The 25,900-nt window shown below is 57.4% G+C and carries 25 protein-coding genes; 13 read left to right on the top strand and 12 right to left on the bottom strand.

The features are described 5' to 3' along the window. Nucleotides 1-54: 54 nt before the first annotated feature. The 3 genes from Q0955_RS09450 to lpxK are packed head-to-tail and all read left to right on the top strand — an operon-like array spanning nucleotide 55 to nucleotide 2,525. Nucleotides 55-297 (top strand): DUF4170 domain-containing protein, encoded by a 243-nt coding sequence (locus Q0955_RS09450; protein ID WP_299423540.1) that lies wholly within the window; start codon nucleotides 55-57, stop codon nucleotides 295-297. 9 nt (nucleotides 298-306) lie between these two features. Next, nucleotides 307-1,524, top strand: coding sequence for a glycosyltransferase N-terminal domain-containing protein (locus tag Q0955_RS09445; RefSeq protein WP_299423538.1), 1,218 nt, complete (start codon nucleotides 307-309; stop codon nucleotides 1,522-1,524). Then, nucleotides 1,521-2,525 carry a tetraacyldisaccharide 4'-kinase gene (gene lpxK / locus Q0955_RS09440; RefSeq protein ID WP_299423535.1) on the top strand — a complete coding sequence of 335 codons (1,005 nt, stop codon included), beginning with the start codon at nucleotides 1,521-1,523 and terminating at the stop codon, nucleotides 2,523-2,525. Before Q0955_RS09445 ends, lpxK begins: the two co-directional genes overlap by 4 nt. 21 nt (nucleotides 2,526-2,546) lie before the next feature. Here the strand turns inward: lpxK and Q0955_RS09435 are convergent, their stop codons facing one another. After that, nucleotides 2,547-3,233 carry a DsbA family protein gene (locus Q0955_RS09435; protein ID WP_299423533.1) on the bottom strand — a complete coding sequence of 229 codons (687 nt, stop codon included), beginning with the start codon at nucleotides 3,231-3,233 and terminating at the stop codon, nucleotides 2,547-2,549. Further along, nucleotides 3,230-3,748, bottom strand: a complete 519-nt coding sequence (locus Q0955_RS09430; protein ID WP_299423530.1) for a DUF721 domain-containing protein — start codon at nucleotides 3,746-3,748, stop codon at nucleotides 3,230-3,232. Before Q0955_RS09430 ends, Q0955_RS09435 begins: the two co-directional genes overlap by 4 nt. Before the next feature lie 86 nt (nucleotides 3,749-3,834). On the opposite strand from Q0955_RS09430, the gene mutY reads away from it, so the two are divergent. Beyond that, entirely contained in the window at nucleotides 3,835-4,887 is a 1,053-nt protein-coding gene (gene mutY / locus Q0955_RS09425; RefSeq protein WP_299423528.1) for an A/G-specific adenine glycosylase, read from the top strand. Nucleotides 4,888-4,950: 63 nt separating this feature from the next. Further along, entirely contained in the window at nucleotides 4,951-6,084 is a 1,134-nt protein-coding gene (locus Q0955_RS09420; protein WP_299423525.1) for an alkane 1-monooxygenase, read from the top strand. Nucleotides 6,085-6,087: 3 nt separating this feature from the next. Here Q0955_RS09420 and Q0955_RS09415 read toward each other — a convergent pair whose 3' ends face one another. The 4 genes from Q0955_RS09415 to Q0955_RS09400 all read right to left on the bottom strand — a co-directional run bounded on the left by Q0955_RS09415 (nucleotide 6,088) and on the right by Q0955_RS09400 (nucleotide 10,185). After that, nucleotides 6,088-7,482, bottom strand: a complete 1,395-nt coding sequence (locus Q0955_RS09415; RefSeq protein ID WP_299423523.1) for an adenylate/guanylate cyclase domain-containing protein — start codon at nucleotides 7,480-7,482, stop codon at nucleotides 6,088-6,090. A gap of 271 nt (nucleotides 7,483-7,753) precedes the next feature. Next, entirely contained in the window at nucleotides 7,754-8,869 is a 1,116-nt protein-coding gene (locus Q0955_RS09410) for a site-specific DNA-methyltransferase (protein WP_164644329.1), read from the bottom strand. Between the two features lie 100 nt (nucleotides 8,870-8,969). Continuing rightward, entirely contained in the window at nucleotides 8,970-9,605 is a 636-nt protein-coding gene (locus tag Q0955_RS09405) for a ribonuclease HII (RefSeq protein ID WP_299423518.1), read from the bottom strand. Nucleotides 9,606-9,726: 121 nt separating this feature from the next. Beyond that, nucleotides 9,727-10,185 carry a hypothetical protein gene (locus tag Q0955_RS09400; protein ID WP_299423515.1) on the bottom strand — a complete coding sequence of 153 codons (459 nt, stop codon included), beginning with the start codon at nucleotides 10,183-10,185 and terminating at the stop codon, nucleotides 9,727-9,729. Between the two features lie 180 nt (nucleotides 10,186-10,365). Here Q0955_RS09400 and Q0955_RS09395 point away from each other — a divergent pair, with 180 nt between their 5' ends. The 4 genes from Q0955_RS09395 to Q0955_RS09380 all read left to right on the top strand — a co-directional run bounded on the left by Q0955_RS09395 (nucleotide 10,366) and on the right by Q0955_RS09380 (nucleotide 14,117). Further along, nucleotides 10,366-10,656 carry a hypothetical protein gene (locus Q0955_RS09395; protein ID WP_299423512.1) on the top strand — a complete coding sequence of 97 codons (291 nt, stop codon included), beginning with the start codon at nucleotides 10,366-10,368 and terminating at the stop codon, nucleotides 10,654-10,656. Further along, nucleotides 10,628-11,332 (top strand): hypothetical protein, encoded by a 705-nt coding sequence (locus Q0955_RS09390; RefSeq protein WP_299423509.1) that lies wholly within the window; start codon nucleotides 10,628-10,630, stop codon nucleotides 11,330-11,332. Before Q0955_RS09395 ends, Q0955_RS09390 begins: the two co-directional genes overlap by 29 nt. Before the next feature lie 114 nt (nucleotides 11,333-11,446). Further along, nucleotides 11,447-13,000: a DUF427 domain-containing protein gene (locus Q0955_RS09385; RefSeq protein ID WP_299423506.1), complete on the top strand. Its 1,554-nt coding sequence runs from the start codon at nucleotides 11,447-11,449 to the stop codon at nucleotides 12,998-13,000. A 121-nt stretch (nucleotides 13,001-13,121) separates the two neighbouring features. Then, nucleotides 13,122-14,117: a LacI family DNA-binding transcriptional regulator gene (locus Q0955_RS09380; RefSeq protein ID WP_299423503.1), complete on the top strand. Its 996-nt coding sequence runs from the start codon at nucleotides 13,122-13,124 to the stop codon at nucleotides 14,115-14,117. Nucleotides 14,118-14,123: 6 nt separating this feature from the next. Here the strand turns inward: Q0955_RS09380 and Q0955_RS09375 are convergent, their stop codons facing one another. The 4 genes from Q0955_RS09375 to Q0955_RS09360 form a co-directional block, all read right to left on the bottom strand. Next, on the bottom strand, nucleotides 14,124-15,041 hold the full coding sequence (locus Q0955_RS09375; RefSeq protein ID WP_299423500.1) for a phosphoadenosine phosphosulfate reductase: 918 nt from the start codon (nucleotides 15,039-15,041) through the stop codon (nucleotides 14,124-14,126). A gap of 2 nt (nucleotides 15,042-15,043) precedes the next feature. Continuing rightward, nucleotides 15,044-16,051 (bottom strand): hypothetical protein, encoded by a 1,008-nt coding sequence (locus Q0955_RS09370; protein WP_299423498.1) that lies wholly within the window; start codon nucleotides 16,049-16,051, stop codon nucleotides 15,044-15,046. Between the two features lie 85 nt (nucleotides 16,052-16,136). After that, nucleotides 16,137-18,401: a glycosyltransferase family 2 protein gene (locus Q0955_RS09365; protein WP_299423495.1), complete on the bottom strand. Its 2,265-nt coding sequence runs from the start codon at nucleotides 18,399-18,401 to the stop codon at nucleotides 16,137-16,139. A gap of 41 nt (nucleotides 18,402-18,442) precedes the next feature. Continuing rightward, nucleotides 18,443-19,471: a glycosyltransferase family 2 protein gene (locus tag Q0955_RS09360; RefSeq protein WP_299423492.1), complete on the bottom strand. Its 1,029-nt coding sequence runs from the start codon at nucleotides 19,469-19,471 to the stop codon at nucleotides 18,443-18,445. A 222-nt stretch (nucleotides 19,472-19,693) separates the two neighbouring features. On the opposite strand from Q0955_RS09360, the gene Q0955_RS09355 reads away from it, so the two are divergent. Then, on the top strand, nucleotides 19,694-21,355 hold the full coding sequence (locus Q0955_RS09355; RefSeq protein WP_299423490.1) for an ABC transporter substrate-binding protein: 1,662 nt from the start codon (nucleotides 19,694-19,696) through the stop codon (nucleotides 21,353-21,355). A gap of 4 nt (nucleotides 21,356-21,359) precedes the next feature. On the opposite strand, the gene Q0955_RS09350 is transcribed toward Q0955_RS09355, so the two are convergent. Next, a complete protein-coding gene (locus Q0955_RS09350) occupies nucleotides 21,360-22,454 on the bottom strand; it encodes a zinc ABC transporter substrate-binding protein (RefSeq protein ID WP_299423487.1) in 1,095 nt (364 codons plus the stop codon). An 89-nt stretch (nucleotides 22,455-22,543) separates the two neighbouring features. Between Q0955_RS09350 and Q0955_RS09345 the strand changes: the two genes are divergently transcribed. The 3 genes from Q0955_RS09345 to Q0955_RS09335 are packed head-to-tail and all read left to right on the top strand — an operon-like array spanning nucleotide 22,544 to nucleotide 24,583. Then, nucleotides 22,544-23,026 carry a transcriptional repressor gene (locus tag Q0955_RS09345; RefSeq protein ID WP_299423485.1) on the top strand — a complete coding sequence of 161 codons (483 nt, stop codon included), beginning with the start codon at nucleotides 22,544-22,546 and terminating at the stop codon, nucleotides 23,024-23,026. Continuing rightward, a complete protein-coding gene (locus Q0955_RS09340; RefSeq protein ID WP_299423482.1) occupies nucleotides 23,023-23,781 on the top strand; it encodes a metal ABC transporter ATP-binding protein in 759 nt (252 codons plus the stop codon). The genes Q0955_RS09345 and Q0955_RS09340 overlap by 4 nt, the downstream gene beginning before the upstream one ends. A gap of 1 nt (nucleotide 23,782) precedes the next feature. Continuing rightward, complete coding sequence (locus Q0955_RS09335; protein ID WP_299424358.1) at nucleotides 23,783-24,583, top strand: metal ABC transporter permease; 801 nt, start codon at nucleotides 23,783-23,785, stop codon at nucleotides 24,581-24,583. A gap of 85 nt (nucleotides 24,584-24,668) precedes the next feature. Here the strand turns inward: Q0955_RS09335 and Q0955_RS09330 are convergent, their stop codons facing one another. Next, on the bottom strand, nucleotides 24,669-25,844 hold the full coding sequence (locus Q0955_RS09330) for a serine hydrolase domain-containing protein (RefSeq protein ID WP_299424357.1): 1,176 nt from the start codon (nucleotides 25,842-25,844) through the stop codon (nucleotides 24,669-24,671). Nucleotides 25,845-25,900 lie beyond the last annotated feature (56 nt).

Raw genomic sequence — 25,900 nt, 5'->3', positions numbered from 1 at the left:
GCCCAAGCGCCGTAGGTTGCGGCCAATTCAGCACCTCACAGGAGTGGCCCACAAATGGCACAACGACTGCACCTCGTCTTTGGTGGCGAACTGATCGACCCAACCAAAACCGCCTTCAAAGACGTGGATGACATCCATGTTGTTGGCATCTTCCCGGATTATGACAGCGCCTATAATGCGTGGAAGGCCGAAGCGCAGCGCACAGTGGACAACGCTCATATGCGCTACTTCATCGCGCACCTGCACCGTCTGCGGGATGAGCAGGCAGCGGCCTCCTCCACCGAAGAGCTCGGATAAGAACTTCAGATGGCGCGCTCGCTTGGCCTTGCGGCGTATCTCGCATTTGCGCGCCGCCAGCCACCCCGGCTGACAGACATCGACTGTCCGCGCCCTAAAGGCGCGGTCATCTGGCTCCACAGCACCGATCCGACGCGTGCGCGCACCTTGGCCAAACTCGGATTGCGGCTAGCAGCACAACGTGACACCGCACATGTGCTTTTGACCACCCCAAACAATGTGCCCCTGACCCAGACCTTACCAGACGGCGTGATCTGGCAGCCCTGCCCTTCGGAAAGCCCGGCGGACATTGCAGTGTTCCTGGCGCATTGGCAGCCAGAGATCATGATCTGGCTGGGATCCAGCATCCGCCCGGCTTTGATTGATGCTGTGCGCACACGAGACATTCCGTCAATGATGCTCGAAGTGCATCGTCCCAAGCTGGACCAGAAGCGGCGCTGGGGGCCAGAACCCATTCGCGGCACTCTGGCCTGTTTCAACACCGTTTTTGCGCAGGACCGCGCCACCGCAATACGGCTGCGCAAACTGCTGGGAGACAGCTCCAAAGTAGAGGTCAGCGGGACCTTGATGGAGGAGGCCCCTGCTCTTCCTGTGCGCGACAGTGACCTTGAGGAGTTGCGTGGCTGTCTGGCCGGACGCCCAGTGTGGCTGGCAGCGCGGTTGCAGCCGGAAGAGCTCGAGACGGTGCTCAATGCCTATCGCGCGGTTTTGCGGCTGTCGTTTCGGATGTTGCTGGTTGTGGTGCCAGACAATCCAACCTCGGCGCAGGCCATGCGCGAGACCATCGAGCAAGAGGGTTGGCGCGTGGCCGATTGGGACAATGGTGATTTTCCTGGGAACGACACTCAGGTCTTGTTTGCCGAAACGCCGGATGAGTTGGGCCTGTGGTATCGCATCGCTCCGATCAGCTTTGTTGGCAGTTCCTTGTTTGCCGGTGCCGGCGGGCGCGATCCCTTGGAACCTGCGGCGTTGGGCAGTGCCATTTTGTACGGTCCGTCGGTGCGGCGCTATCTGGGCAGCTATACGCGGCTGGCCAATGTGGGGGCGGCAAGAATTGTGAAAGATGCCGACAGTTTGACCGCTGCGCTGATGTTCCTCTCCGCCCCGGATCAGGTGGCCGCCATGGCGCATGCCGGATGGCAGGTTGTGTCTGACAGCGCGGCGGTGTCGGACAAGGTGCTCGAGCATGCCCATACGCTAATGGATGTGCAGGAGGAACCCGCATGAAGGAACCTCTGTTCTGGTCCAACAAACCCACCCGCCCCGGCTGGCAAGCGCGGCTTTTGGCGCCCTTGGGCGGGATTTACGCCAAAGCCACCCGATCGCGCGTCAGCAAGACGGACGGCTACAAAGCCTCTGTGCCGGTGATCTGTGTCGGCAATATCAATGCGGGCGGGACTGGCAAGACGCCCACGACCATCGCTTTGGCGCAACGGCTGATTGGCATGGGGAAAACCCCGCATGTGGTGTCTCGCGGTTATGGCGGCACGCTTGAAGGCCCGGTGCAGGTCAACGAGCGCACACACAAAGCGGAAGAAACCGGAGACGAGCCGCTTCTGCTGGCAGCCTTTGCTCCAACCTGGGTTGCCAAAGACCGCGCCGAGGGCGTGCGGGCAGCAGAGGCCGCAGGCGCAGATGTGATCCTGCTGGACGACGGGTTTCAAAACCCTTCCGTCCATAAGGATGCCTCAATCATTGTCGTGGACGCACATCGTGGGTTTGGTAACGGGCGCTGCATTCCAGCGGGGCCATTGCGCGAACCAGTGGCGGCGGGCATGGCGCGCGGCGACGTGGTTCTGTCGATAGGCAATAATGCGGCGCAGGGCAGATTTGCAGACACATGGGGCGTCCAAGTGACGTTGCCACATGCCCAAGGCACCTTGGTGCCGCTGCAAACCGGCATGGATTGGACGGAAACCCCGTTTTTTGCCTTTGCGGGCATTGGCCATCCGGAAAAATTCTTTGAAACGCTGCGCAGCCTTGGGGCCACTTTGGTGCATACCGAAGCACTGGCCGATCATCAAGCGCTGCCGCCCGCCATGCTCTCACGGCTTTACGCAGAATCCCAAAAAATGGGCGCGCAATTGGTGACAACTGAGAAAGACGCCGTGCGCCTGCCATTGGAAGTGCGGCCGCAGGTGCTGACCCTACCGGTGCGTTTGGAATTGCAGGATTGGGGACCTATTGATGCGCTTCTGACGCGCATCGGGGTGACCGGGCAGACTTAAGCCGCCCGGTCGTGTTTTGGCTTAACCGCCGAGCTTGCCGTCAAGGATCTCTTTCAGATCGTTGTAGCTCATGTTGGAGTGCTTCTCACCGTCAATCAGCAAAGTTGGTGTGGAGTTCACATCGTCTGCAGCGGCGTTTTCCTGGAACCAGGCCACAAGTGCTTTGGCTTTGTCTTCGTCCTGCAAACAGGCTTGCAGTTGGTCATCTTCCAAACCTGCCAGACGGCCGGTTTTGCGCAGGCTGTCGGAAATTGCCACGGGATCACCAGCGCGGGTCCAGTCTTTCTGAGTCTTCATCAGAATGTCGGTCATACCGAAGAATTTCTCCTGACCGCCACAGCGCGCCACCATGGAGGCCCACAGGCCATAACGGTCAAAATACACGTCACGGAAGACAAACTTCACTTTGCCGGTGTCGACATAGTCCGCTTTCAGCGGCTCAAGCACGTTTTCGTGAAAGCTGGCACAATGCGGACAGGTGAAGGACGCGTACTCGATAATGGTGATTGGCGCGTCTTCAGAGCCCATGACCATTTCGACAATGCCGTGCTCGTTGGCTACGCCTTCAGAAGACACCGTTTGAATGTTGGTGATTTCCGGAAGACTGAACGCCGTCGTGGTTGCGGACGGTTGCATGTTGGTCAGCCAGTAAGCCCCACCAGCGACGGCGACAACCGCAGCGGCGATTGCAGGGATAAAACGGTTCATTCAGAGCCTCTCTTTGCGTTTTTGTTCTTTGAGATCACATTTTGCGCAAGCCGTTCAAGTGCTTGCCGCAGATCATCGTCGCCCACCGGCGCGGCCACTTCGGCAGCCTCCGCACAGGTGGCGGCATCGGGCTTGGGCTTTTCAGCCTTGGGTGCCGCGCCAAAGACCGCCTGCCCTTCGGCAAAGCCGGTGGGCGCGGTCTGGGTGATGCGCATATGGGTGATGGCATTGTAGCCATAAGCCGTGTTGATACGGGTGCGCAGCGTTTCTTTCTGCATTTCCAGCATCGGGGCCTGTGCGCCGGTGGTCAACACCGTCAACGTGGCGCCAAACCCCTGGCGGCTGTATTTCACATCCACCGGCTGACAGATGCGGGCCGTGTCTTCACCGACTATCTCGGCCCAATGGGTCAATACCCGGGACTCCGCAAAACCACGGCTTTCGCTGGCTTTGCGGATGCGCTCTTGCAAAAGCGAAGAGGTGCGGGAGAACCCTTTGGTGGTGGCGCGGCGCATGTTGGTCTTGCATCCTTTGATCGGTCGCTATTTTAGTGGCTCGGCGCGAGGGCGCCAGTGAAACCCAACCGGAGTGAGGATAAAACTTGCGTGATTGGCCAGACAGCGCCGACCTGTTGACGTTCTACGACCACAATGCCCGCAAAATGCCGTGGCGTGTCGGGCCAAAAGAGCGCGCGCGCGGCGTGCGACCAGACCCATATCGGGTGTGGATGTCAGAGATTATGCTGCAACAAACCACTGTGGCCGCTGTCAAAGACTACTTTGAGCGGTTCACAGCACGCTGGCCAACCGTAAGCGACCTGGCGGCAGCAGAAGATTCGGACGTCATGGCAGAGTGGGCCGGGCTAGGATATTACGCCCGCGCCCGCAATTTGCTGAAATGTGCGCGTTATGTGGTTGCGGAGCATGATGGCGTATTTCCGGACACCGTAGAGGCGCTTCTGACTTTGCCCGGTGTCGGCCCTTATACAGCCGGTGCGGTTGCCTCGATTGCGTTTGACCACCCTGCGACGGTGGTGGACGGCAATGTGGAGCGGGTCATGGCGCGGGTGTTTGACATTCATACGCCTTTGCCCGCTGCCAAGCCGGAATTGACAGAGAAAGCGGCGGCAATGACCCCGCAAGAGCGTCCCGGGGATTACGCGCAAGCCGTGATGGACCTTGGCGCAACCATTTGCACACCACGCAACCCGGCCTGTGGGCTGTGCCCTTGGCGCTCGAACTGCCAGGCCCAGGCGGCGGGCACAGCCGCTGAACTGCCAAAGAAGACCCCAAAGAAACCCAAGCCCATCCGCCATGGCGTGGTCTATATCGCCAAACGAGTGGACGGGGCCTTTCTGCTGGAAACCCGCCCAGACAGCGGGTTGCTGGGCGGTATGTTGGGGTGGCCCGGATCAGATTGGACCGAAGGACAAGCGCCCAAACATGACGCCCCAATCAGGGCGGAGTGGAAAACACTGAATGCTGAAGTAAAACACACCTTCACGCATTTTCATCTGCGTCTGACCGTTAAAACCGCGTTGGTGCCGATGGACCGCAAGCCCTCTGCTGGCGCGTTTGTGCCCGAAGACGACTACGAATCAGGGGACCTTCCAACTGCTATGCGCAAAGCGTTTGATCTCTATCGCGGCACTTGATCTCATTGCACTGATCCACAGTTCGCCGCATAGTTTGCGCAACGCGTTCAAAGGACTGTGGTTATGATTGCCTCCTCCCAAGTTGCCAAGTTTGCCAATGCCTTACCCTTCTGGTGCTCCCTGCTGCTGATCCCATTGGTCTGGATCACCGCCGGGTTGGGCAGCTGGTGGGTGCTGCTGGTGCCGTTCACCACGTGGTATCTGTTTGCGGCATTGGACGCGGTCACCGGCCTGAACCTTGAGAACGCCGATCTGGACACCACGGATGAGCAACTAAAATGGTACCGGATGGTCACACTCATCTGGCCAGCGCTGCAATTTGTCACCATCTTCGGGCTGCTTTTCTACGCCACACGGGCAGATCACTTGAGCACCGGCGCGCTCATTGGTGTGTTCTTTGGTGTGGGCGTGATCAGCGGCACCATTGGCATCAACTACAGCCACGAGCTGATGCATCAGAAAGCCAAATCCGAGCGGTGGCTGGGCGACATTTTGCTGTCGATGGTGCTGTATTCACATTTCCGCAGCGAACATCTCCTGGTGCATCACCGCTACGTTGGCACACCACGAGACCCTGTGACGGCGCGGTACAACGAAGGTTTCCATCGGTTTTTCCCGCGTGTTCTGATCGGTTCGCTTAAGTCTTCTTTCAAAGCCGAAAAAGACATGTTGGCACGCAAAGACTTGCCATGGACCGACCTGTCCAACCCGTTTTTCCGTTACTGGGCGCTGCAGGGGGGGATGCTGTTGCTGGCACTCATTATTGGCGGTTGGCTGGGTGTGGCGCTGTTCATATGGCAGGCTTGGATTGCCATTTGGCAACTAGAGCTGGTGAACTACGTCGAGCACTACGGGCTGACCCGCAAACACTTGGGTGAAGGCAAATATGAACACGTGAAACCGCATCACAGCTGGAATGCGGCCCACAAAGCCTCCAATTGGCTGTTGATCAACTTACAGCGCCACTCAGACCACCACTATAAGCCGGATCGCCGCTTCCCGCTGTTGCAGAACTACACAGATGCAGAGGCGCCGCAGTTGCCCTTTGGCTATCCCATCATGACGATCGCGGCGATGATCCCCCCCGTATGGAAGCGGGTGATGAACCCGCGCGTGCGCAAATGGCGGGACATGTACTATCCTGAAATCACCAACTGGCATCCCTACAATAAGGCCAAGAACCCGATGCCGCGGTGACGGTCAAACCCCGTGATCGTCAGGCCGTTCAAAGGCCCAAACCGTCAGCTTTTCCGCCACGCCACGAATGTCTTGGTCAGTGAATTTTTGCAGCCCATCGAGACATGCGTCACCACCTTCCTTGAGGACCTCGCTGCGCATGCCGTCGCTGATCACCAGTCGGGCATTAAGGCCTCGGGTCATGCTTTCCAGACGTGAGGCGACATTTACAGTGTTGCCCACAACCGCAAACTCCAAGCGGTTTGCGCCAATATCCGCCAAAACCGCCGGGCCGTAGTGCGCCCCAAACCCAACCCGCAATGGTGGCTGGCCGCTGGCGATCCGGGCATCATTCCACACATCCACATCCGCCATCATCTGGCGCACACAACGTAGCGCATTTTGCGCATCGTGATCAGATGGGCTGGGCGTGCCAAACGTCGCCATCAGGCCATCGCCGAGATATTTATCCAGCGTGCCTTCGTGGGCAAACACTGCGCGTTCCATAAGTCCGTGGAAGTCACGTAGGGTCTCAATCACTTCTTCCGGTTTGCGGGCGGCGGCAAACTCCGTGAACCCAACGATATCCACAAAAAGTACGGCAATATCGTGAGAGCGAATTTGCTTAAGAGGTTCGTCGTTTTGGCTCAACTCTTCGACCACATTGGGCGAGAAATACCGTGATAGGTTGGTGCGCTCTCGCTCCAGCGCCGCGTTTGATCGCAGCAGCCCGTTAAAGCGCCGCATCGAGATGCCAAGCGTGATCGCCACCAATAAGAAAACCACGATTTCCTGAAAGCGCAGCCTGACATTGAAGTTGTTGGGATCCAGAATATGCGCGAGGTCCGGCCAACCGGGCAACGCATATTTGATCGCATCACTCATAACGGGAACGGGATCAGTGAGCCATATCGAGAGCCCCAAAGCTGCGGCCCACATTCCGGCGGTCCAGGTGCCAATCGCAATCACGGTGCGCCAGGAATACGCCAAAGTGCCCATGGCAAGGATGAGGAACAGATACTGGAAATTGCCAAAGCGGTACTGCATCGCCTGCGGCCAGTCATCCAGGCCAATGGGATTTGGTCCAATGATGCCAACAACCATCAGCAAGAGATCCACAAAGATCAGGAACAGCTCCATTTTGGAGCGGCCGACGCGCCCCGCACGGCGAATGAGCCAGCCGTTGACGCAGAGCAAAAACAGAATGAGTTCGTAATAGAACACTTCCGGCCAATGCACGGTGAACAGGAGAAACACACCAATGATGGACATGGCGATCCAGCGGGCCTTGACCGCCAGATCCAGCCCTTCGCGCTTGTGGCGCTCCAGCACAGCTTCCGTATAGCTGTCGCTGCGCTCTTCGCCCTCTTCAAACCGATCCAGATAGGCGGTCGATTTGGTTTCCGTCTGCTCGACCATAAACTGGCTCTCCGTTGTCTCGGGCTGAGATAGGTGTTGTGCGCAAGCTTACACCCCTGCCGCGACAAAAAAACCCCGCCGGGTTGCGGCGGGGAAGTCTGGATACCTGCGTAGTCAGTTCGGCTACAGGCATCCGGCGGTATAGTTATCTGTGGTATGGTAGTTGGCGTGCCCCATGGCACTTTGCGGTTGGTCCGGATCGCCTGTGTGCAGCTCTGTCATTTGGACAATAGCGACAAGCGACCCGGGTCTTGGGGTACCGCAAAGTGGTTTAGTTGGGACGCGCCGCCATTTCTGCACGAATTTGCTGACGGAGAAGGTCAATTGGCACCTTCTTGCCTTCGTGTTTGTAAGACCAGTAGGTCCAGCCGTTACAGCTTGGCGCACCTTCCAGATGCGCACCAACCTGGTGGATGGAGCCTTTGATGTCGTCTCCAATCAACGTGCCGTCAGCACGGACCTTGGCTTTGTGACGGCCATTCAGAGAATACAGCTCTTCACCCGGACGCAACATGCCGCGCTCAACCAACTGGCCAAAAGGCACGCGCGGTTCGGCACGTTTGGAGGCGGTCACGGTCAGCGCTTCGCGGTCAAACTTGCGCACCCGCTTGAGACGCTTTTCAGCCACTTTGCGATAGGCCGCTTCACGCTCAATGCCGATGTACTCACGACCCAGCATTTTGGCGACAGCGCCAGTGGTGCCGGTGCCAAAGAACGGATCGAGTATCACGTCACCGGGGTTGGTCGAGCCAACCAGCACGCGATGCAACAGGCTTTCTGGTTTCTGTGTGGGATGCGCCTTGTCACCGTTGTCGTCTTTCAGACGCTCGTGGCCGGTGCAAATTGGCAACACCCAATCAGAGCGCATCTGAATACCTTCGTTGAGCGATTTGAGCGCTTCGTAGTTGAAGGTGTATTTGGCGCCCTCGGATTTGGACGCCCAAATCATGGTTTCATGCGCGTTGGTGAAGCGTTTGCCACGGAAGTTTGGCATTGGGTTGGATTTGCGCCACACCACATCGTTGAGAATCCAGAAGCCCTGGTTCTGCAGTTCCGCACCCATGCGGAACACATTGTGGTAGGAGCCGATCACCCAGATCGCCCCGTTAGGTTTGAGAAGACGGCGCGCCGCCTTCAGCCATTCGCGTGTGAACTTGTCATACGCGGCGAAACTCGAAAACTGGTCCCACTCGTCATCAACCGCGTCCACTTTGGAATTGTCTGGACGGTGCAGATCGCCTTTTAACTGAAGGTTATAGGGCGGGTCTGCGAAGATCAGGTCGATGGAGTTTTCAGGCAGACTGTTCATCACTTCGATACAGTCGCCGGACAATATACTATTGATCGGGAGCGCGGATGCGCCCTTCGCTTTGGTCATCGTTTTCATTCTCTGCCTCATTACGGCGCGGTTTTTTTAGTGCGCTCGTTATGTGGATAAGTTTGAGTCAAACACGATTCGGCGTCAATTTCTTTTTTGAATCAGCGAGTTAGTTTTTCGCTTGATACAAGATATTGTGCACAGGCTTAAACGAACGCCTATGATGTGGGGTCACGCCCAGTTGCTCCAATGCCTCTCTGTGCTTTTTGGACGGGTATCCAGCGTTTGTTTCCCATCCGTAACCAGGGAACTGTTGCGCCAAATCCATCATGATGGTGTCGCGCGCAGTTTTGGCAACGATAGATGCGGCGGAAATCGAGAGTGACCTCGCATCCCCCTTTACGATTGCTTCGGATGAAATTTGCAATCCAGGCGGGATTAGATTGCCGTCGATCAGCAGGTGATCCGGCACCGAAGTCAGCCCCGCGACAGCCCGTTCCATGGCGATGTGACTGGCGCGCAGGATGTTGTGTTCGTCGATTTCTTCGACCGTGCAATGAGCGATGCAGACATCGGCTACTTTCAGGATTTCTTCGGTCAGCGCCTCGCGCCGCTTGGCGGTCAATTTCTTGGAGTCGTTGAGACCGTCAGGAATGTTGTTGGGGTCCAGCACAACCGCCGCAGCCGTCACAGGCCCGGCCAAAGGCCCACGGCCCACTTCATCAACTCCAGCCACAAGGCTCAGGCCACGGGAAAAGGCTGCTTCTTCCAGGGAAAAGTCGGGGGCTGTTTTCTCTTTTGTCATACCACCTTGAGAACCACCTCAGAGCCCCATGCGCAAGAAAAAAGCCGGGCAGCCCCTCGTCTGCCCGGCCAGTTGCCGATCTTACTGTCGGCTTGCACACCGCTCGATGGTGGGGATCAGATCAGCGCCAAACCACTTTGTAGCCGTTGTTGCTCAGACACTGGCTGCGGTAGCCAGCGATGCGGCCATTCACGCCTTTGCGTTTGAAGTAGCACTTCTCCGGCAGACGGTAGGCCGGGTATTGCGCGCGGAACAGGCAGCGTTGGCTGTAGCCCTGAATGATGCGACCATTCTTGGCTTCAAACCGCTTGGCACAGTGGCTTGGCAACCAGGCTTTGTGCTTCTTCTTAGGTTTGTGACTCTTTTTGGGTTTCGGTTTTGTCACCGGCTTGGACACCACTGGTGCCGGGTCGGATTTCTTATGATCTGCCACAGCTGCGCCAATCACAGCCAAAGCGGTCACACCAAACAGCAGCGCGGCGATGGCGTCCTCATCCATGGCGTTGGCGCGCGGTGCTGTCGCGCCGGTCAGTATGATGGCGATACTCAGTACGGAGGCGATAAACGATTTGGAAGTCATGGCGAAGTCCTGTTTTTTGAATGTTGCCCGGGCTGTGCGCCGGTTTGCCCATTCGTTTTCGCCGCAACTCCAAAAATCTCACAATATCAGCACCTTGTTATGTGATATCAGGGGTGCGAACCAACTTGGTTATTGAATAACAGGCGGTATGTGCGCCATTGTCGGCTCATGAAACAGCTCATGACATACAGCCTTCGTATTGGCGCTCTTGTCGCGGCCCTCGCATCTCCTAGTGCTGTGCTCGCCGCCGACTGCTATGCCGATTACAAAGCCAAGAAAGACGCGCCGTTGCGCCTGCACTACGGTGTGATTGATCTTAAAAACGGCTGTGATGCCGGATCCGCAAAGCAAGAAGTTGCCGCCCGTATTGGGAAAGACGGATGGACCTTGTTAAACGTGCTCTCGGTGTTTGACGCCTCAGAACTCTCCGGAAAGGAAGACAGTGCAGGACAATTCTACCTCCGTTATTGAAACGCGGCGCAGCGGTGGGCGGATCGTGACACTGGGGATTGGGACAATTGTCCTGATCCTTTTGGCCTGTGCGGCGCTGTTGCTGCTGACTTTACCGGATGCCAATGCGTTTAACGCCCGTGTCGAGGCCTTGTTTCTGGCCAACGATGACCTGACCGGTCAGGCAGAAATCAAACTTCTGGAAATTCTTGCGCAATCCGGCACCGCCTTTGCCGACACGCTCGCCAGCTACCGTATGGTGATATTGGTGCTGTTGGTGTTTGCCACCGGCATGATGATTGCCGCGCTGGTGTTTCTTGTTGGGCTGATCACCATGAACCGGCGCATGGCGCAGATCGAACGCGCGGGCATTCAGGTGACCTCCCTGATTGTCAGCCGCGAAGAAAAGACAGTGTACCTCAACGAGATGGGCTTCAAACTGACCGACGCGGCGATGGAGACACTCTCGGTTCTGGCCGAGGCGCGCATGGATGACGATGTGCTGTCTGGCATTGAGCTGGAAAGCATGATCTCCGGCAAACCCGCCACCGATTGTGAAGAGGCCGCAGGAGCAACGCGCATCAAACGCCTGCGTGACTCGCTGGGCAATCAGATGGTGAGCCAGCTTTTGGTCAAAAACATCGCCCGCAAAGGCTATGTGCTCTCAATCGACAAGGATGTGATAGAAGTGCTCTGACGGGGGCGGCACACAATTGCTTGATGTACCGCACGTCCTCTTGTTTGCCTTTTGTTCACACCCCACATAGGGGAGACTGCGTGACAGGGGTGACGATCAGGGAAGGATCAGGGCATGGAAGGTTCACGTTTTGGCGCCAACGCGGGCTACGGGATTGAGATCAAACCCATCGCCTCCACCGTGCGTGTTCTGCGAAACGGGCAGGTTCTGGCCGAAAGTACAAATGCCAAGGTGATGTATGAGACCCGGCTGGCGCCGCAGATCTACATCCCAAGAGAAGACATTCTGGCGCCGCTGTCTGATGAGACCGAACTGCAAACCTTCTGCCCTTTCAAGGGCACAGCGCGGTATCATGATCTGCTGCTCGACGGCGAGACAATCTACAATGGCGTCTGGTGTTATGATGACGCCATGCCGGAGAGCCGCGCAATCAACGGTCATATTGGCTTTATGCCGGGCGCACAGGTGGATTATGATCTGGGCAGCGTGGAATTAGACCCAGTGACCGATGGCAACATCACTGGCCCGTTGGTGGACTGGTTGATGCGCGGGGCGGCGTTTGAAACCACGCCCGAAGATTTCATTGGCGCGTTGGGGAAGAAGATGGTCGAGCACGGCATTGCCGTGGCCCGGATGAGCGCGATGATCTGGTCGCTGCATCCGCTGATCGCCGGTAAAAACTATATCTGGAAGCGCGACGAGGAAGAGATCACCACTTTTGCGCCCTCTTATGAGCTCTATGACCACCCGGCTTTCCAAAACAGCCCGTTGAGCTATGTGTCAAAAGGTCTGGGGGGCGTGCGCCAAAAGCTGACCTGTACCAAATCCGAGATGCAGTTTCCGGTGATGGAAGAGCTCAAAGAAGAAGGCGCAACCGACTACGTGGCCATGCCGCTGTTTTTCAGCGATGGCCAGATCAACGTGCTGACCTTGACCAGCGATCACCCTGAAGGCTTCACCACCGCCAATCTTGGATTGATTTTTGAAGTCTCGACTGTGATCAGCCGGTTCTTTGAGGTGTTTACGCAAAAGGAAAACGCGCAATCCTTGCTGGAAACCTATGTCGGACGTCGCACAGGTGCGCGGGTTTTGGGCGGTGAAATCCGCCGTGGCGATGGCGACGATATTGATGCGGCGATTATGTTCTGTGACCTGCGCGGGTCCACGCGGCTGGAAGAAGAGCTTGGACGTAAGGACTATATCGATCTGCTCAACACGTTCTTTGATACCGCCTCTTCGATTGTGCACGCCCATGGCGGCGAAGTGCTGAAGTTTATTGGCGACGCGGTGCTGGCGGTGTTTCCGGACACCGATGATGGCACGGATGCTGGCGCTGAAGCCCTGCAGGCCGCGCGGGAAATTGTCGCCAGGCTGGCCGAATTGCGCGAGGAAGACTCAAACCGATGTTGTGAATGCTCCATTGGCATTTGCTACGGGCAAGTCACCTATGGCAATGTTGGCTCTCAAGAGCGGTTGGATTTCACGGTCATTGGCCGCCCTGCCAACATCGCGGCGCGGCTGGGTGACTATGGCAAAACCGTAGGCCATCGCATTGTTGCCTCGGGCCGCGTGGCGCAACATGCGCCTGACAGCAAACCGCTTGGGCCCGTCTCCCTACACAACGTGAAAGAACCAGTGGAGAGTTTTGCCATTTCAGCAGACATGTAAACGCCCCCGTTAACTGTGCGCATTTGCGCGGGCAGCCAATGCTTGAATAGGCACAACTGATCGCGGTAACATTCCGATAGTCTTATCGGGAAGTATATCAGTGACTCAGAAAAACCGTTCCTTGACCCTTCGTGACGTTTCAGAAGCTTCGGGGGTGTCCGAGATGACGGTCAGCCGCGTTTTACGCAACCGCGGGGATGTGTCCGCAGCCACACGCGACAAGGTACTGACTGCGGCAAAAGAGTTGGGATATGTGCCCAACAAGATTGCCGGTGCACTGGCCAGCCAGCGGGTGAATCTGGTGGCAGTGATCATCCCGTCGCTGTCCAACATGGTATTCCCCGAAGTGCTAGGCGGCATCAGCCAGGTGCTGGAAGACACCGAGTTGCAGCCGGTGGTCGGCGTGACCGATTACCTTCCTGAAAAAGAAGAAAAAGTTCTTTATGAGATGCTGTCCTGGCGGCCTTCGGGTGTGATCATTGCCGGGCTGGAGCACACGGAAGCCTCGCGTGCTATGCTGCAAGCCAGCGGCATTCCCGTGGTCGAGATTATGGACACCGACGGCGATCCCGTAGACGCCATGGTGGGGATTTCGCACCGTCGTGCGGGCCGTGAAATGGCCGCCGCGATCCTAAAAGCGGGCTATAAGAAAATTGCCTTCCTTGGCACCAAGATGCCGCTCGATCACCGTGCAAGAAAACGCTTTGAAGGCTTCACCGAAGTTCTGGCAAAATCCGGCGTCGAAGTGGTGGACCGGGAGTTCTATTCCGGCGGGTCCGCGTTGGCCAAAGGCCGTGAGATGACCGAAGCGGTGCTGGAGCGCAGCCCGGATGTGGATTTCATCTACTACAGCAACGACATGATTGGCGCAGGTGGTCTGCTCTACCTTTTGGAGAAAGGCATCGACGTGCCGGGGCAGATTGGCTTGGCTGGTTTCAACGGTGTGGAACTGCTGCAAGGCCTGCCACGCCAACTGGCCACTATGGACGCCTGCCGTCGCGAAATTGGTACCAAGGCGGCAGAAATCATTGCCGCCCGCGTGAATGATGTTGAAAAAGACGGGCAGGTCACTCTTGCGCCAACCATCAGCTTTGGTGACACGCTGCGCGACGTGTAGCCCGTCTTAGCCGTCCAGTTTGGCGCGCGCGGCGCGCAGGGCCTTGCGGAAGTTGGGCCCGCCGCGTCGCGACAGCACAGCCGAACAGTAGTTGGCGATCAACCAAGGGCGCCCATCCGCAAGGACGGTGCGCAACATTTCTTTCTGATACCGACCAACTTCGCGTCGTGCCCGCATCATGCCGTAGAATTTTGACGCGGCCATATCGCCTGCGACACAGCTTTCAATGACCGGTTTCAGCAAGCCCAACATGATCCACAAAGACGCAATCCGGTGCCCCATATAGCGGCAGCGGTATTTGCGCACGTTATCGCCCCGGAACAGTGCGGCATGCATGGCGTCCAGCCCCATGCGCGGATCGTAGAAGATGTTCACTTCGCCGGCCTCGGCAATCATGTCCGGTGCATAGGCATAGCGGCCACTGAAGTCCCGGTGCCAAGCCTTGCGGTAGCGGGTTTCCCAACTGGCAATCTCGCGGTCCAGCGTCGCCTGTGGGGAAATACAGATGACCGTCGCGCCCGGAGCGGCCGCGGAGAACACAGACGCCGCATAAGCGCCCATGGACGCGCCGTAAAACACCACTTTGTCAAACTGCTCAAAGAAACCTTCATCACGCAGGCGGTCAAAGAAATCAAACACCGCTTCGTCGCGATACCACGACCAGCCATGTGCCATCATGCCCAGCATCGACCAGCCCCGCGCGGTGACAAAGTTGTGCCCCCACGGCATGCGTTCGGCGCTGTCCTCATAAACATGGTCGAGATTCTCAAAGGTCACAATCAGGGTTTTGCCCTGTTTGATGTAAAGCGCGGAATGCTCTTCGCCCAACTCCTCAAAAAAACCGCGCTCTGCACCTATCTCTTTCAGATTGCTCTGCCAGTCGGTTTGGCTGGGCGCGTCGGGTTTTGTATCACCGTCCGCCACGCTCAGCCCTCCCGAAAAAGGCTGGGCGCGCCCTCGATCAACTGAGTGCGCCATTGTTTGATTTGCCCAGTTTCCACCAGAAAATCGCGCGACAGCTTTTCAACCGAGGCCTCGCCTTTCAGTGATTCAATAGCCACCTTGGCCTGAAATTCCGGGTCAGTGATCTCTGCTTTGGCGGATTTCTTCTTGGGGGCAATAAGAGCGGCATCCGGATCAATACCATGTTTCTGCATCACCTTATGCATAAACGAACCACGCCGTGGGCGGTTGTTCTCTTTCTCTTCCAGACGAGGTTTCATGCGCCGCGCCCAGAAATGCACCCCTTTGGTGTCCTCCGTCAGCCAATCTTTCTCGATGTCAAACCGGCTCCGGATCATCTTGTTCCGGTCCTTGAACGACACCGGATAAAACGCCGCCTCAGGCTCCGCATATTTGATTTCACCGGACTGCTGCAGGAAGTAGGTCACCGCCGCCGGGCCGGTGAAGCCCCAGTTCTGTTCAGTCATATGTACCGGGCGACCGGCGTCTTTCTCCGCCTGCAGCTCTTTCTGCTGCCAGGGCTTCAACCATGGGCCAATGGCATATTCGTCCTCAAAAAACGTCAACATCGCATCGAGCGCCTTGGATGTTTTGGGCAGGCCCAACACAGCGTTGCAGACCAGACCGTCTTTTTCCCAGCCAAACACCGATTTGCGGGTGTAATTGAATGGGCGGTAACAATAGACGTCTGCATCGACCCAAATTTTGTCGGTCTTTTTGAGCATATTCAGACGCCACAGATCGGCATGAATCGCAGGGCTGCCGGTACGCGCATGGCGATGCATCGGCTCGCCAGGGAAAATCTCCGCCGCATCCGCCGCATGCACCCCTTCAGGCACATTTGGGATCTCTTCGTAACTATAGAGTGTGGTGTGATGGCCCGCATCCGCAAAGGATTTCAGACAGAGCTGCTCCAACCAGGAAAGCTGCCCGCCAATCCATAGAGACGCGATTTCGGGAAGTTTGGCCATAATACCTCAACCTTTGTTCTTACTTTGGAAACAGTTTACGCAGAAACCATTGGGCTGTCTTCGGAAATTCGACGACAATTTGTCGTTAGTGCGCCGTGTCTTGCTTCTCGACCGTGAAGAAGAAATCTTCCGGCAAGTCGCGCTCAACCACCCAATCAGGGATCACTTCAGGCCCTGCCAGAAAGACGTTGGCCCCAAAATGCGGATGCAGGCGCGCCAGCCGTTCCTGCCGCGCACTGGTCAAATCCTCGTAGAACTGACTGTAGTTGGGGGTTTCTTTCAGCGCGTCGATTTTGGCGCGGTGTCGATCCACAGAAAAGGCATGTGCCTCGGCAATTTCCGGGTCCGAGAGTAACTTTTCCATCTCGGCCTGCATGGCGGGGATCATGCGCTGGATCGACGTCTCTTCTTCGGTGTTGTTGTTCATTCGGAACCAATAGGCCATGCCTTGATCGCGATCGACGTGGTTCACACGGCCGCGTTCCCGCTTCACCAAAAAGCTCTCGGCGGAGCGCACCGCATAGTGGTTGAGCTGCACGAGATCGTAGCCGATGGTATCGGTCGTCGAGCGCCAGGCGTTGCGGAACATGTCTTTTGGCAAGTTTTGCCCCGATCCATTGACCCAATTGATATGAGACCAAAGCTGCGGATTGAGCCCTTTGGGCCGGTGTACGCCCAGCTTCTTGAACAGGCCAATGTTGCGATAGAGCGTTTTGAAGCCCCAGGCCTGGTGTGGCTTTCGCGTCATTTCGCGGGCACAGCGGGTGAATTGCGCCATCAAAGGCGCGTCCGCATATTCATGCACGTCCGAATTGCCAAACAGCCGCCACGTGCAGGAAATCAAATTGGCGTCGCCAACGGCCTCAAACAACGCGGGCAGCGTGCCGTCACCTACTTTCACGTTGATGAACTCATCCACATCCATGGAAATCACCCAATCGGCGTTCTGAATGATTTCTTCTTTCTCACCGGCCTGCAACGCGGCGTGTTGCGGCTTCAGATTGGTGCCTTTGAACGGATTGTCACGATGCTGCACGAAGCCCTTTTCTTGCAACAAATCCAAGAAGGTATCCGTACCGTCGATGCAATCATTGGTGTAGACCAGCACATCTTTAACGCCAATGGCGCGGTGGTACGCCAGCCATTCGAGAATAAACGGACCTTCGTTTTTCATGCAGGTGATGATCGCAACATCGTTGTCAGCCGGGTTCACCTTTGGGGCCGCAATTTCCGGCATGCGGATTGGCTTGTGATCAAACTTCTTCTTGGAGAGCTTGATCAAATCGGTCTCCTCAATGAGCGAGGTTTTCGGCACAATTTGACCAGCGGAGTCGGTGGGATGGCGCAAGCCCATACAGCGGTAAAATTTCACCCATTCATCCGGCTCAGGACGGGCCGCCACCACTCGGATCAAGCGCCAAACCACGTCTGGGCCGGTTCTTTGCGGCGCCACAACCCAGCGACGGCGCATTTTCGTCGCATCAAACTGCACACAGATATGGTCGCCGTGGCTGACCGCATCGTCATTGCGCACCCGCCACGGGTAGCAATGCTGGCCCACCAGCGTCACCACGCCAGCTGAGGACTTCACCGCCATGTCAAAAATTGTCCGGCCTTTGGTGGCTTTGCCTTTGGTCTGTGTGACCAGATCGGAGATATCGAGCAACGCCACAGCGCGCGCGGTATTAAGCCAGCGGTAGCGGATCATCTCGATCAGTTGCAGTTCGGCAAACGGAGAGTCCCACGGTGACGGCTCCGGAATGTCCATGCGGTCTTTGCCCGGCGCGTCAGGCGCGTTGTAAGGGTGGGATTCTGCCGGCAAATCCGGCGCCCCCAAAGGCGCATCAACACGCAGCACCATGACCTGTTTCAGCCCCTTGATCGACGCGACCCCAGCTTCGAGCTCCGCCAAATAGGTCGCGTTTGTCCCCGGCTTGGCCCGATCCAGGATCACCGCGCCTTGCAAATTATGGGTCTGCGCGTGATAGGCCAACCAGTCCAGAGTGGATCGCACTGTCTCGCCATTGCGGACCGCCAACATCACGTTGAGCGTCGCAAACACGTCCAATTCTTGCGGTTGCACAGGAATGGATTGCTCCGCACCATCAACCAGAATGACTGGCGCATCCTCTGAATGAGACAGCTGCAATATGAGGCCATTGCCCACGCTCCGGCGCTCAAGGATTTTGGTGCCACGGCCTGCTTTCACGTCGTCTTTGCCAAGCCCGGTCTTAAAAAAAGCGAGGCTCTCAAAGGTATCAGACGCTTCTAACGCCACACAGCTCAGCACCATGCCAGCTGGCACGTCTGTTGGTGTCAGTTCCCGATGGTGAAACGCCGCTTTGCCCATACTCTGGCCCTTGTTTTACACTGCCTGCCCGCACGTTTGTGTCAGGAATTCTTATAGTTGGCCTGTTGATACCACTTAACCAGCTGACGCTGCAAATCGCGAGAGGGCACCTGGCTGCTACCGGCACATAAGATTTGCGACATCAACTCCTGCACCTCAGGCTGCTCGATCAGCAGGTCAAACCGCTTCTGGTGCCAACACACCGCCTGTTTATGGGCCTCGGCCACACCCTTAATTGCCAGCAACCGCTGCGTCTCCCGATCGGTTGCGGGACGCATTTTGGCGATGCTTGTGTTGTTTTCGGTGTTGAAATTACGCTCCACCCAATAGGCCAGATCCACCTTTTTGGTGGCCCGGTTGGGCAAGCCTCTCTCCCGCTTCACCACAAATGCGCCCGCCGAACGTACGGCGTAGTGGTTCAATTCCACCAGATCGCGCGCCACCCCAAAATCGTAGAGCGACAGACGCTGTGGGTTCTGGGCCAAGAATGGATGCACCGGTTGGCCAGAGCCATCAACGAAGTTTGGCAGCCCTGCCTTGTCCGGACCTTTCTGTTTGGGGCGATGCACACCCAGTTGATTAAATGGCCCCTTGGCGCGGAACAGGGTTTTGAACAGGCTGGCCGCCACAGGATACTGTGCATCCGCCGGAATACAGCGGGTGAACTGCTCGGTTACCGGCGCATCCTCAATGGCGACGTGGTCATTATTGCCAAAGAGCCGCCAGGGCAGCACAATTGCGTCCGTCTCGGAGGAAACTTTGGCAATCAAATCCAACATCTGATGCCCCGGCACGTGGATGTTCACAAACTCGTCGACATCCGTAACCATGATCCAGTCAGCCGCTTTGCGCAGCGGATGTTTCCACGCCTGCCGCAGCGCTTGCCACTGAATGCTTTTGTCCGGCTCCGGCACATGCGGGACATGCACCACCTCGCCGGCCTCCGCGAGCAAAGACAACATTTGATCGCTGCCATCGTCACAATCGTTGGAATAGATCAGGAAATCCGTCACCCCGGCAGCGCGGTGGTGGGCAAGCCACTCCAATAGATAGGGTGCTTCATTTCGCACCGATGTGACGCTGAGTATGCGCAACGAACTGGCCTCAAACTTTGTTTGAACTGTGCATACCACAGCGCGCAGGCGGGGCTAAACCGATCTTAGGAAAAACATCTTAGGATGAGTCTTGCCGGAAACACCTGTCAGATCACAGGCTTATGTCTTGCCCCCGCGCTGAAGCCAGTGAAGAATGACCTGAGCCCCCTGCGATCTCAGACCGCCAAAGAGGACGCCATGACCTTTACCAAACACACCGGACGCCCATTGCCCTCCAGCCTGCACCATCACGCAAATGGGGTGCGACAAGGCACCGTGGACCGGAGGGAGTTCCTGGCTTTGGCCAGCGCGTTTGGGGCAAGCTCCGCCGCGGCATATGGAATGTTGGGACTGTCCAATCCAGCCGCCGCCCAAACAACACCAAAACACGGCGGCACGGTGCGCATTCAGCAAGAGGTGCGCGCGCTCAAAGATCCCCGTTTGTTTGACTGGCCGCAGATCGCCAACTTCACCCGAGGTTGGCTGGAAACCCTTGTCACCTATGAAACCGACGGCACGTTTAAACCTGCTTTGCTTGAAAGCTGGGAGATTTCCGAGGACGCCAAAACCTACACCCTTTTTGTGCGCAAGGATGTCACTTGGAACAATGGCACCGCCTTCACCGCAGAGGACGTGGCCCGCAATATTCGCGGCTGGTGTGACCGGGACATGACTGGCAATTCCATGGCCGGACGTTTTGCCACGCTGATTGATCCAGACACCAATCAAGCGATGGCAGGCGCGATTGAAGTGCTGGATTCTCATACGGTTCGTCTCAACCTGCCCAAACCTGATATATCCCTGATCCCCGGCATGGCGGATTACCCCGCCGCCATTGTGCCGGACGGATTTGATGCGGCGAAGATGTTGGAAAACCCTGTGGGCACAGGACCTTACTTGCCCGAGAGTTTGATCCCCGGAGAAAAAGGCGTGCTTGTACGCAATGCCAACCATAGCTGGTGGAATGAAGGCAATGGCGCCTGGCTAGACCGGATCGAATTCCTCGATTTTGGCACCGACCCGGCGGCCTGGGCACGCGCCGCACGAGACGGGATGATTGACATGACGTATTCGGTGGATGGCGAGTACGCAGACCTGATCGCCAGCTTTGATGGCTGGACCAAACATAACGTGATCTCAATGGCCACCGTAGTTGTGCGCCCCAACCAGTTGGCCGAAGTGGGTGGCATCAAGCCCTATGCGGACCTACGGGTGCGTCAGGCGGTCATGAAAGCGGTCGACAACGCGATCCTTTTGGAACTCGGCAACAATGGCCGTGGGGAAGTCGCACAAAACCACCACATCGGTCCAGCGCATCCGGAGTACTCTGACATCGGTCTCCCGGGGCATGATCCGGCTGGCGCAAGAGCGTTGCTAAAAGAGGTTGGTGCGGAAGATTTTGAGATGGAGATTCACACCATCGACGATGCCTGGCGGAAAAACACCACGGACGCGGTGGTGGCGCAACTGCGTGATGCTGGCTTCAAAGCCAAAACGCGGATTGTTCCGGGCAATATTTACTGGGAGAACTGGAACACATTTCCATTCAGCGCAACCGATTGGAACCACCGCCCACTTGGGGTGCAAATCTGGGCCTTGGCCTATCGTAGTGGCGAAGCGTGGAACGAGTTTGGCTATGCCAATCCGGAATTTGATGCGATTTTGGATGAGGCTCTTGGCACGCTGGATATAGAGAAACGCCGTGCTTTGGTCGCGCAGGGCGAGAAAATTCTGCAAGACGACGCGGTCACCGTTCAGCCCTATTGGCGCGCCTTGGCAAACCACACCGTGGACGGATTGGAAGGCGGGGCGCATCACATCTCCTTTGAGATCCGCCCCGCAGAGTTACATTGGACCTGATGCTTTAGTGGGACAGGCAGGCCTCAAACTGGTTTGCCAACGTCTGAATCAGACTCACGTAATTTGGCGTATCCTGTTTGGCACCGGTTGGGTCCAGCTCTTCGAAGTGCAGATCCAACCCATCGCTGATTGCGGTCACAATATCGTCGTTAAACTGCGGTTCGGTGAAGACACAGGTGATGTTATTGGCGGTCAAAACCTCCTGAACGCCTTTCAAACGCGCAGCACTTGGGGACGCCCCATCCCCGTTGAGGAAAGCCCCGGAAGCGGCCAAGTCAAAGCGGGTTTCAAAATACTGGTAAGCGTCGTGGAACACCACAAATCCGCGCCCCTGAAGTGGCGTCAATTGCTCGGAAATTGACAAAGTTAGCGCAGCCAGTTCCGCATCCAAATCCGCCGCATTGGCGCGGTAGGCCGCCGCGTTGTCCGGGTCGATTTCCGACAGTTTCAACGCAATGGCATTTGCCCAGAAGCGTGCGTTTTCAGGGTCGAGCCATGCGTGGGGGTCTACACCTTCATGGCTGTGGCCGTCATGGGAGCCGTGCTCTCCCTCATCGCCATGATGGTCGTCGTGGCTGTCTTTGTGGTCCGCATGATCTTCGTCGCCATGCGCATCATGATCCGCGTGATCATCATCCTTATCGGCATGGTTGTCATGCGCTTCGTGGTCATCATGGTCCGCGTGTGCATCGTGATGGTCATCACCGTGATCGTGATGATCTTTGCCACCCAATGACATTTCCAGAAAGGTCTCGCTCTCGCGGAATTCGAGCTCTCGGGTGCCGTTCAGGTGCAAGAGCTCCAGCGTGGCTGCCGCTCCCGCCAGAGACTTAATTGAGTCCTCCAGCATCGGGGTCAACTCAGCCCCCACCCAGACCACCAGATCAGCATTTTGCAATGCACGGGCCTCGGACGGGCGCATGGCGTAATCATGCGGGGACACATTGGCCGGCAGAAGCTGTTTTGAGCTGCCAACACCATCCATGACTTTCGCCACAAGCGCTTGAATCGGCGCGATATCTGTCACGACCTTTGGCACTTCGGCCTGTGCAGAAAGTGCTACAAGAGAGGCCGCAATGGCCGCGCAGGTGATTCGCATGAGGGTGTCCTCTGATTTGAAGATTTGCGCTGGCTCTATGCGAAATGTTATACTATATCAAGGCGTCCTTTTGGGAGTGGAGAGACATCATGCAAACCGTGGGCTTTGGACAGCACGATCATTCAGCCTGCATGGGCGGTGGTATGAAAGCCGCCGAAGACGCCTGCGCCGCGCAAGGCTTGCGTCTCACTAAGGGGCGGCGACGGGTGCTGGAAATTCTGCTGCAAGAGCACCGGGCCATGGGGGCCTACGACATTTTGGGGCTATTGTCCGACGAGGGGTTTGCCTCGCAACCCCCTGTTGTCTACCGCGCGCTGGATTTTCTTGTTGCTAACGGCTTTGCCCACAAGATCCAAAAGCTCAACGCCTATATTGCCTGCGCCCACCCTGGAGATTCTCACACGCCTGTTTTCTTGATTTGCCGGGGATGTGAAACCGTGGCGGAAACCGCCGCGCCTTTGCAATCCACGCTGGGCGAAGTGGCGGACAAAATTGGGTTTAAGATCGAGACCACAATCGTCGAGGCAGAGGGCATGTGCCCAACATGCCAGAACACGGAGAACACCGCATGAGGCTGGTCACCATCAACGGCCTATCGGTGAAGCACGGCACGCATCAGGCTTTGACCAATGTTGCGCTGACTATCGACAAGGGTGAGATTGTCACCATTGTTGGCCCCAATGGCAGCGGAAAATCCACACTGCTGCGCTGTATCATTGGCGCGATGGCACCGGACAGCGGCACAATCCTAAAAGCGGCCGGTATGCGCATTGGCTATGTGCCTCAGAAACTGGCGATTGATGCCACCATGCCGCTCACGGCAGCGCGCTTTTTGTCTTTGCCCAAACGGCGCAGCGCGTCCCATATCCAAGAAGCATTGCAGCAAGTTGGCGCGGATGGGCTACAGAATCGCCCTATGGCCGGTCTGTCCGGTGGGCAGTTTCAGCGTGTGCTGTTGGCGCGGGCGTTGATGGACAAGCCAGACCTGCTCATTCTGGACGAGCCGACCACCGGCTTGGACCAACCCGGCTCTGCCGACCTCTACACCCAAATCGAACAAGTGCGCAGGGACACCGGTGCGGCTGTGCTGATGGTCAGCCACGAATTGCATGTTGTGATGAGTGCGTCAGACCGTGTGGTCTGCCTCAACGGTCATGTGTGCTGTCACGGCACGCCGGAGATTGTCGCCTCAGCGCCGGAATATCGCGCGCTGTTTGGCACCGGCACCCATGGCGCACTGGCGCTCTATCGCCACGAACATGACCACCACCATCACCACGATCATGACGACACACATGATTGCGGCCACGACCACGGATCCCATTGATATGTTTGACGACTTCCTGATCCGCGCGCTGTTTGCCGGCGTGGGCGTGGCCTTGGCGGCAGCCCCTTTGGGCTGCTTTGTCGTGTGGCGCCGCATGGCCTATTTTGGCGACGCCACGGCGCATGCCGCGATCCTTGGGGTGGCGTTGTCTTTGGGGTTTGGGGTGTCAATTTTCCTGGGTGCATTGGGCGTGGCATTGGCGATGGCTGTGACCGTGTCCAACCTGTCTGAGCGTGGCTATGGCGTGGATACCATCCTGGGCGTTTTGGCCCACTCGGCCTTGGCCTTTGGCCTTGTGGCGGTGTCGTTTTTGCAAGGCGTACGGTTGGACCTGAATTCCTATCTGTTTGGCGATATTCTGGCGGTCAGCAAAAGTGATCTGGTGGTGATCTGGATCGGCGCAGCAATTGTGATCGGGCTAATGATCTGGCGCTGGCAGGCGCTTTTGACCTCCACCGTGAACCGTGGACTGGCCTATGCCAGCGGGATCAATCCCAAGCGAGAACAACAACTTATGACCCTTGGACTGGCCATTGTGGTGGCTGTCGCGATCAAGGTTGTCGGCGCATTGTTGATTGTGGCCATGCTGATTATTCCAGCGGCCGCAGCCCGCGCGGTGGCGCGGTCACCGGAGGCCATGGCCTTTGGCGCGGCGGGCATTGGGGCGCTGGCAGCGGTGGGTGGATTGGGCCTGTCTTATCAGATGGACACCCCTGCCGGACCGTCGATTGTCTGCGCGGCGGCGCTGCTGTTTCTGGCGCTCAATCTGGTGGCGCGGGTGGTTCTGAAAAGCGCCCGTTAACCTGCCAAAATCCACGTCGGTATTGCGTCTGTATTGCGGCTGTTTTGCGGAGGTGCGCAATTTTGCGCCCTTCCCCCGTTAACGTTTACTCCGTCAACGCGGCGTGCACCAAAGCTTTGAGTTGTGGCCGGGTTGGGTAAGAGCTCGACGGGGAGAGCTGTGTGAAGAAGACCACCGACAGTTTTTCCACCGGATCGATCCAGAAGAACGTGGAGGCCATGCCGCCCCAGCTGAAGTCCCCAACACTACCGGCGCATCGGGCGCGGGCCGGGTCGAGCACGACCGCGCCGCCGAGACCAAAGCCCATGCCATCCATCGGCTGCTCGGCAAAGCTCATCGGCCCCATGGAGGCAATGTCGCCGGGAAGGTGATTGGAGGTCATGAAGCGCACAGTGCGCGGCGACAACAGCCGCATATCGCCCAGCGCGCCGCCCCGGCGCAGCATTTCGGCAAAGCGCAGGTAATCGTCCATCGTGCCAACAAGACCGCCACCACCGGAGTGCATAGAGGCATTCAGGAAAGGCGAACCGTCGGTTGTGTCCACGAGGCGCAAAGTATCCGCGCCAATCTTCGCCTGATTGAGCGCCATCGCGTCGCCTTCCAGCGGGGTATAGAGATCAGCAAACCGATCCTCGGTGCCAGGAATGACCGAGAACCCAGTTTCCGACATGCCCAGCGGATCGAGAATTTCGTTTTCCAGAAACTCGGCGAGACTCTGCCCGGTGATGACTTCGATCACACGGCCCAGAATGTCGATGCTGACGGAATACTCCCAGCGCGTGCCGGGTTGAAACGCCAAAGGCAGGGTAGCCACCTGATCCGCCATATCGGCCAGCGCGCCTTGGTTGGCTTTAAACATCAGGTCGTGCTTGTCCATTTCCGCCGCCAGAAGTCCGGGATTAAACGGGTAGCTCAGACCGCTGGTGTGGGTCGCCAACTGATGCAAAGTGGGCGTGGCGCAGGGTTCCACCTGATCCATCGTCGAGGCACCGGGCACCAGCGCGTGACAGTTTTTGAACGCCGGAATGAAATTGGACACCGGCGCATCCAGATGAACAAGGCCACGTTCCACCAACATCATCAGCGCAACCGTGGTGACCGGTTTGGTCATCGAGTAGATCCGCGCCACGGTGTCCCGCTCAAACGGCGCACCGGAGGCGATGCTGCGCAAACCAGTGGCGTGGTCAAACACCACGTCGCCGTCGCGTGCGATCAAAGCCCCGCAGCCGGTATATTTCCGGTCAACGACAAGTTGATCCATCCAGCCCGACAGCTGCGCCAAGCGGTTGGTGTCAAACCCCCGATCCTGCGGTAGAG

Origin of the sequence: uncultured Shimia sp. (assembly GCF_947493595.1) — a bacterium.
Taxonomy (GTDB): domain Bacteria; phylum Pseudomonadota; class Alphaproteobacteria; order Rhodobacterales; family Rhodobacteraceae; genus Shimia.
The sequence above is the reverse complement of the archived record's forward strand: the minus strand, read 5'-3'. Positions and strand labels throughout refer to the sequence as shown.

Excerpts from the sequence above, each read along its gene's own strand:
- Q0955_RS09450 (WP_299423540.1), top strand. The coding sequence starts at position 55 with ATGGCACAACGACTGCACCTCGTCTTTGGTGGCGAACTGATCGACCCA.
- Q0955_RS09445 (WP_299423538.1), top strand. The coding sequence starts at position 307 with ATGGCGCGCTCGCTTGGCCTTGCGGCGTATCTCGCATTTGCGCGCCGC.
- lpxK (WP_299423535.1), top strand. The coding sequence starts at position 1,521 with ATGAAGGAACCTCTGTTCTGGTCCAACAAACCCACCCGCCCCGGCTGG.
- Q0955_RS09435 (WP_299423533.1), bottom strand. The coding sequence starts at position 3,233 with ATGAACCGTTTTATCCCTGCAATCGCCGCTGCGGTTGTCGCCGTCGCT.
- Q0955_RS09430 (WP_299423530.1), bottom strand. The coding sequence starts at position 3,748 with ATGCGCCGCGCCACCACCAAAGGGTTCTCCCGCACCTCTTCGCTTTTG.
- Q0955_RS09420 (WP_299423525.1), top strand. The coding sequence starts at position 4,951 with ATGATTGCCTCCTCCCAAGTTGCCAAGTTTGCCAATGCCTTACCCTTC.
- Q0955_RS09415 (WP_299423523.1), bottom strand. The coding sequence starts at position 7,482 with ATGGTCGAGCAGACGGAAACCAAATCGACCGCCTATCTGGATCGGTTT.
- Q0955_RS09410 (WP_164644329.1), bottom strand. The coding sequence starts at position 8,869 with ATGAAAACGATGACCAAAGCGAAGGGCGCATCCGCGCTCCCGATCAAT.
- Q0955_RS09405 (WP_299423518.1), bottom strand. The coding sequence starts at position 9,605 with ATGACAAAAGAGAAAACAGCCCCCGACTTTTCCCTGGAAGAAGCAGCC.
- Q0955_RS09400 (WP_299423515.1), bottom strand. The coding sequence starts at position 10,185 with ATGACTTCCAAATCGTTTATCGCCTCCGTACTGAGTATCGCCATCATA.
- Q0955_RS09395 (WP_299423512.1), top strand. The coding sequence starts at position 10,366 with ATGACATACAGCCTTCGTATTGGCGCTCTTGTCGCGGCCCTCGCATCT.
- Q0955_RS09385 (WP_299423506.1), top strand. The coding sequence starts at position 11,447 with ATGGAAGGTTCACGTTTTGGCGCCAACGCGGGCTACGGGATTGAGATC.
- Q0955_RS09370 (WP_299423498.1), bottom strand. The coding sequence starts at position 16,051 with ATGGCCAAACTTCCCGAAATCGCGTCTCTATGGATTGGCGGGCAGCTT.
- Q0955_RS09365 (WP_299423495.1), bottom strand. The coding sequence starts at position 18,401 with ATGGGCAAAGCGGCGTTTCACCATCGGGAACTGACACCAACAGACGTG.
- Q0955_RS09355 (WP_299423490.1), top strand. The coding sequence starts at position 19,694 with ATGACCTTTACCAAACACACCGGACGCCCATTGCCCTCCAGCCTGCAC.
- Q0955_RS09350 (WP_299423487.1), bottom strand. The coding sequence starts at position 22,454 with ATGCGAATCACCTGCGCGGCCATTGCGGCCTCTCTTGTAGCACTTTCT.
- Q0955_RS09345 (WP_299423485.1), top strand. The coding sequence starts at position 22,544 with ATGCAAACCGTGGGCTTTGGACAGCACGATCATTCAGCCTGCATGGGC.
- Q0955_RS09340 (WP_299423482.1), top strand. The coding sequence starts at position 23,023 with ATGAGGCTGGTCACCATCAACGGCCTATCGGTGAAGCACGGCACGCAT.
- Q0955_RS09335 (WP_299424358.1), top strand. The coding sequence starts at position 23,783 with ATGTTTGACGACTTCCTGATCCGCGCGCTGTTTGCCGGCGTGGGCGTG.
- Q0955_RS09330 (WP_299424357.1), bottom strand. The coding sequence starts at position 25,844 with ATGGATCAACTTGTCGTTGACCGGAAATATACCGGCTGCGGGGCTTTG.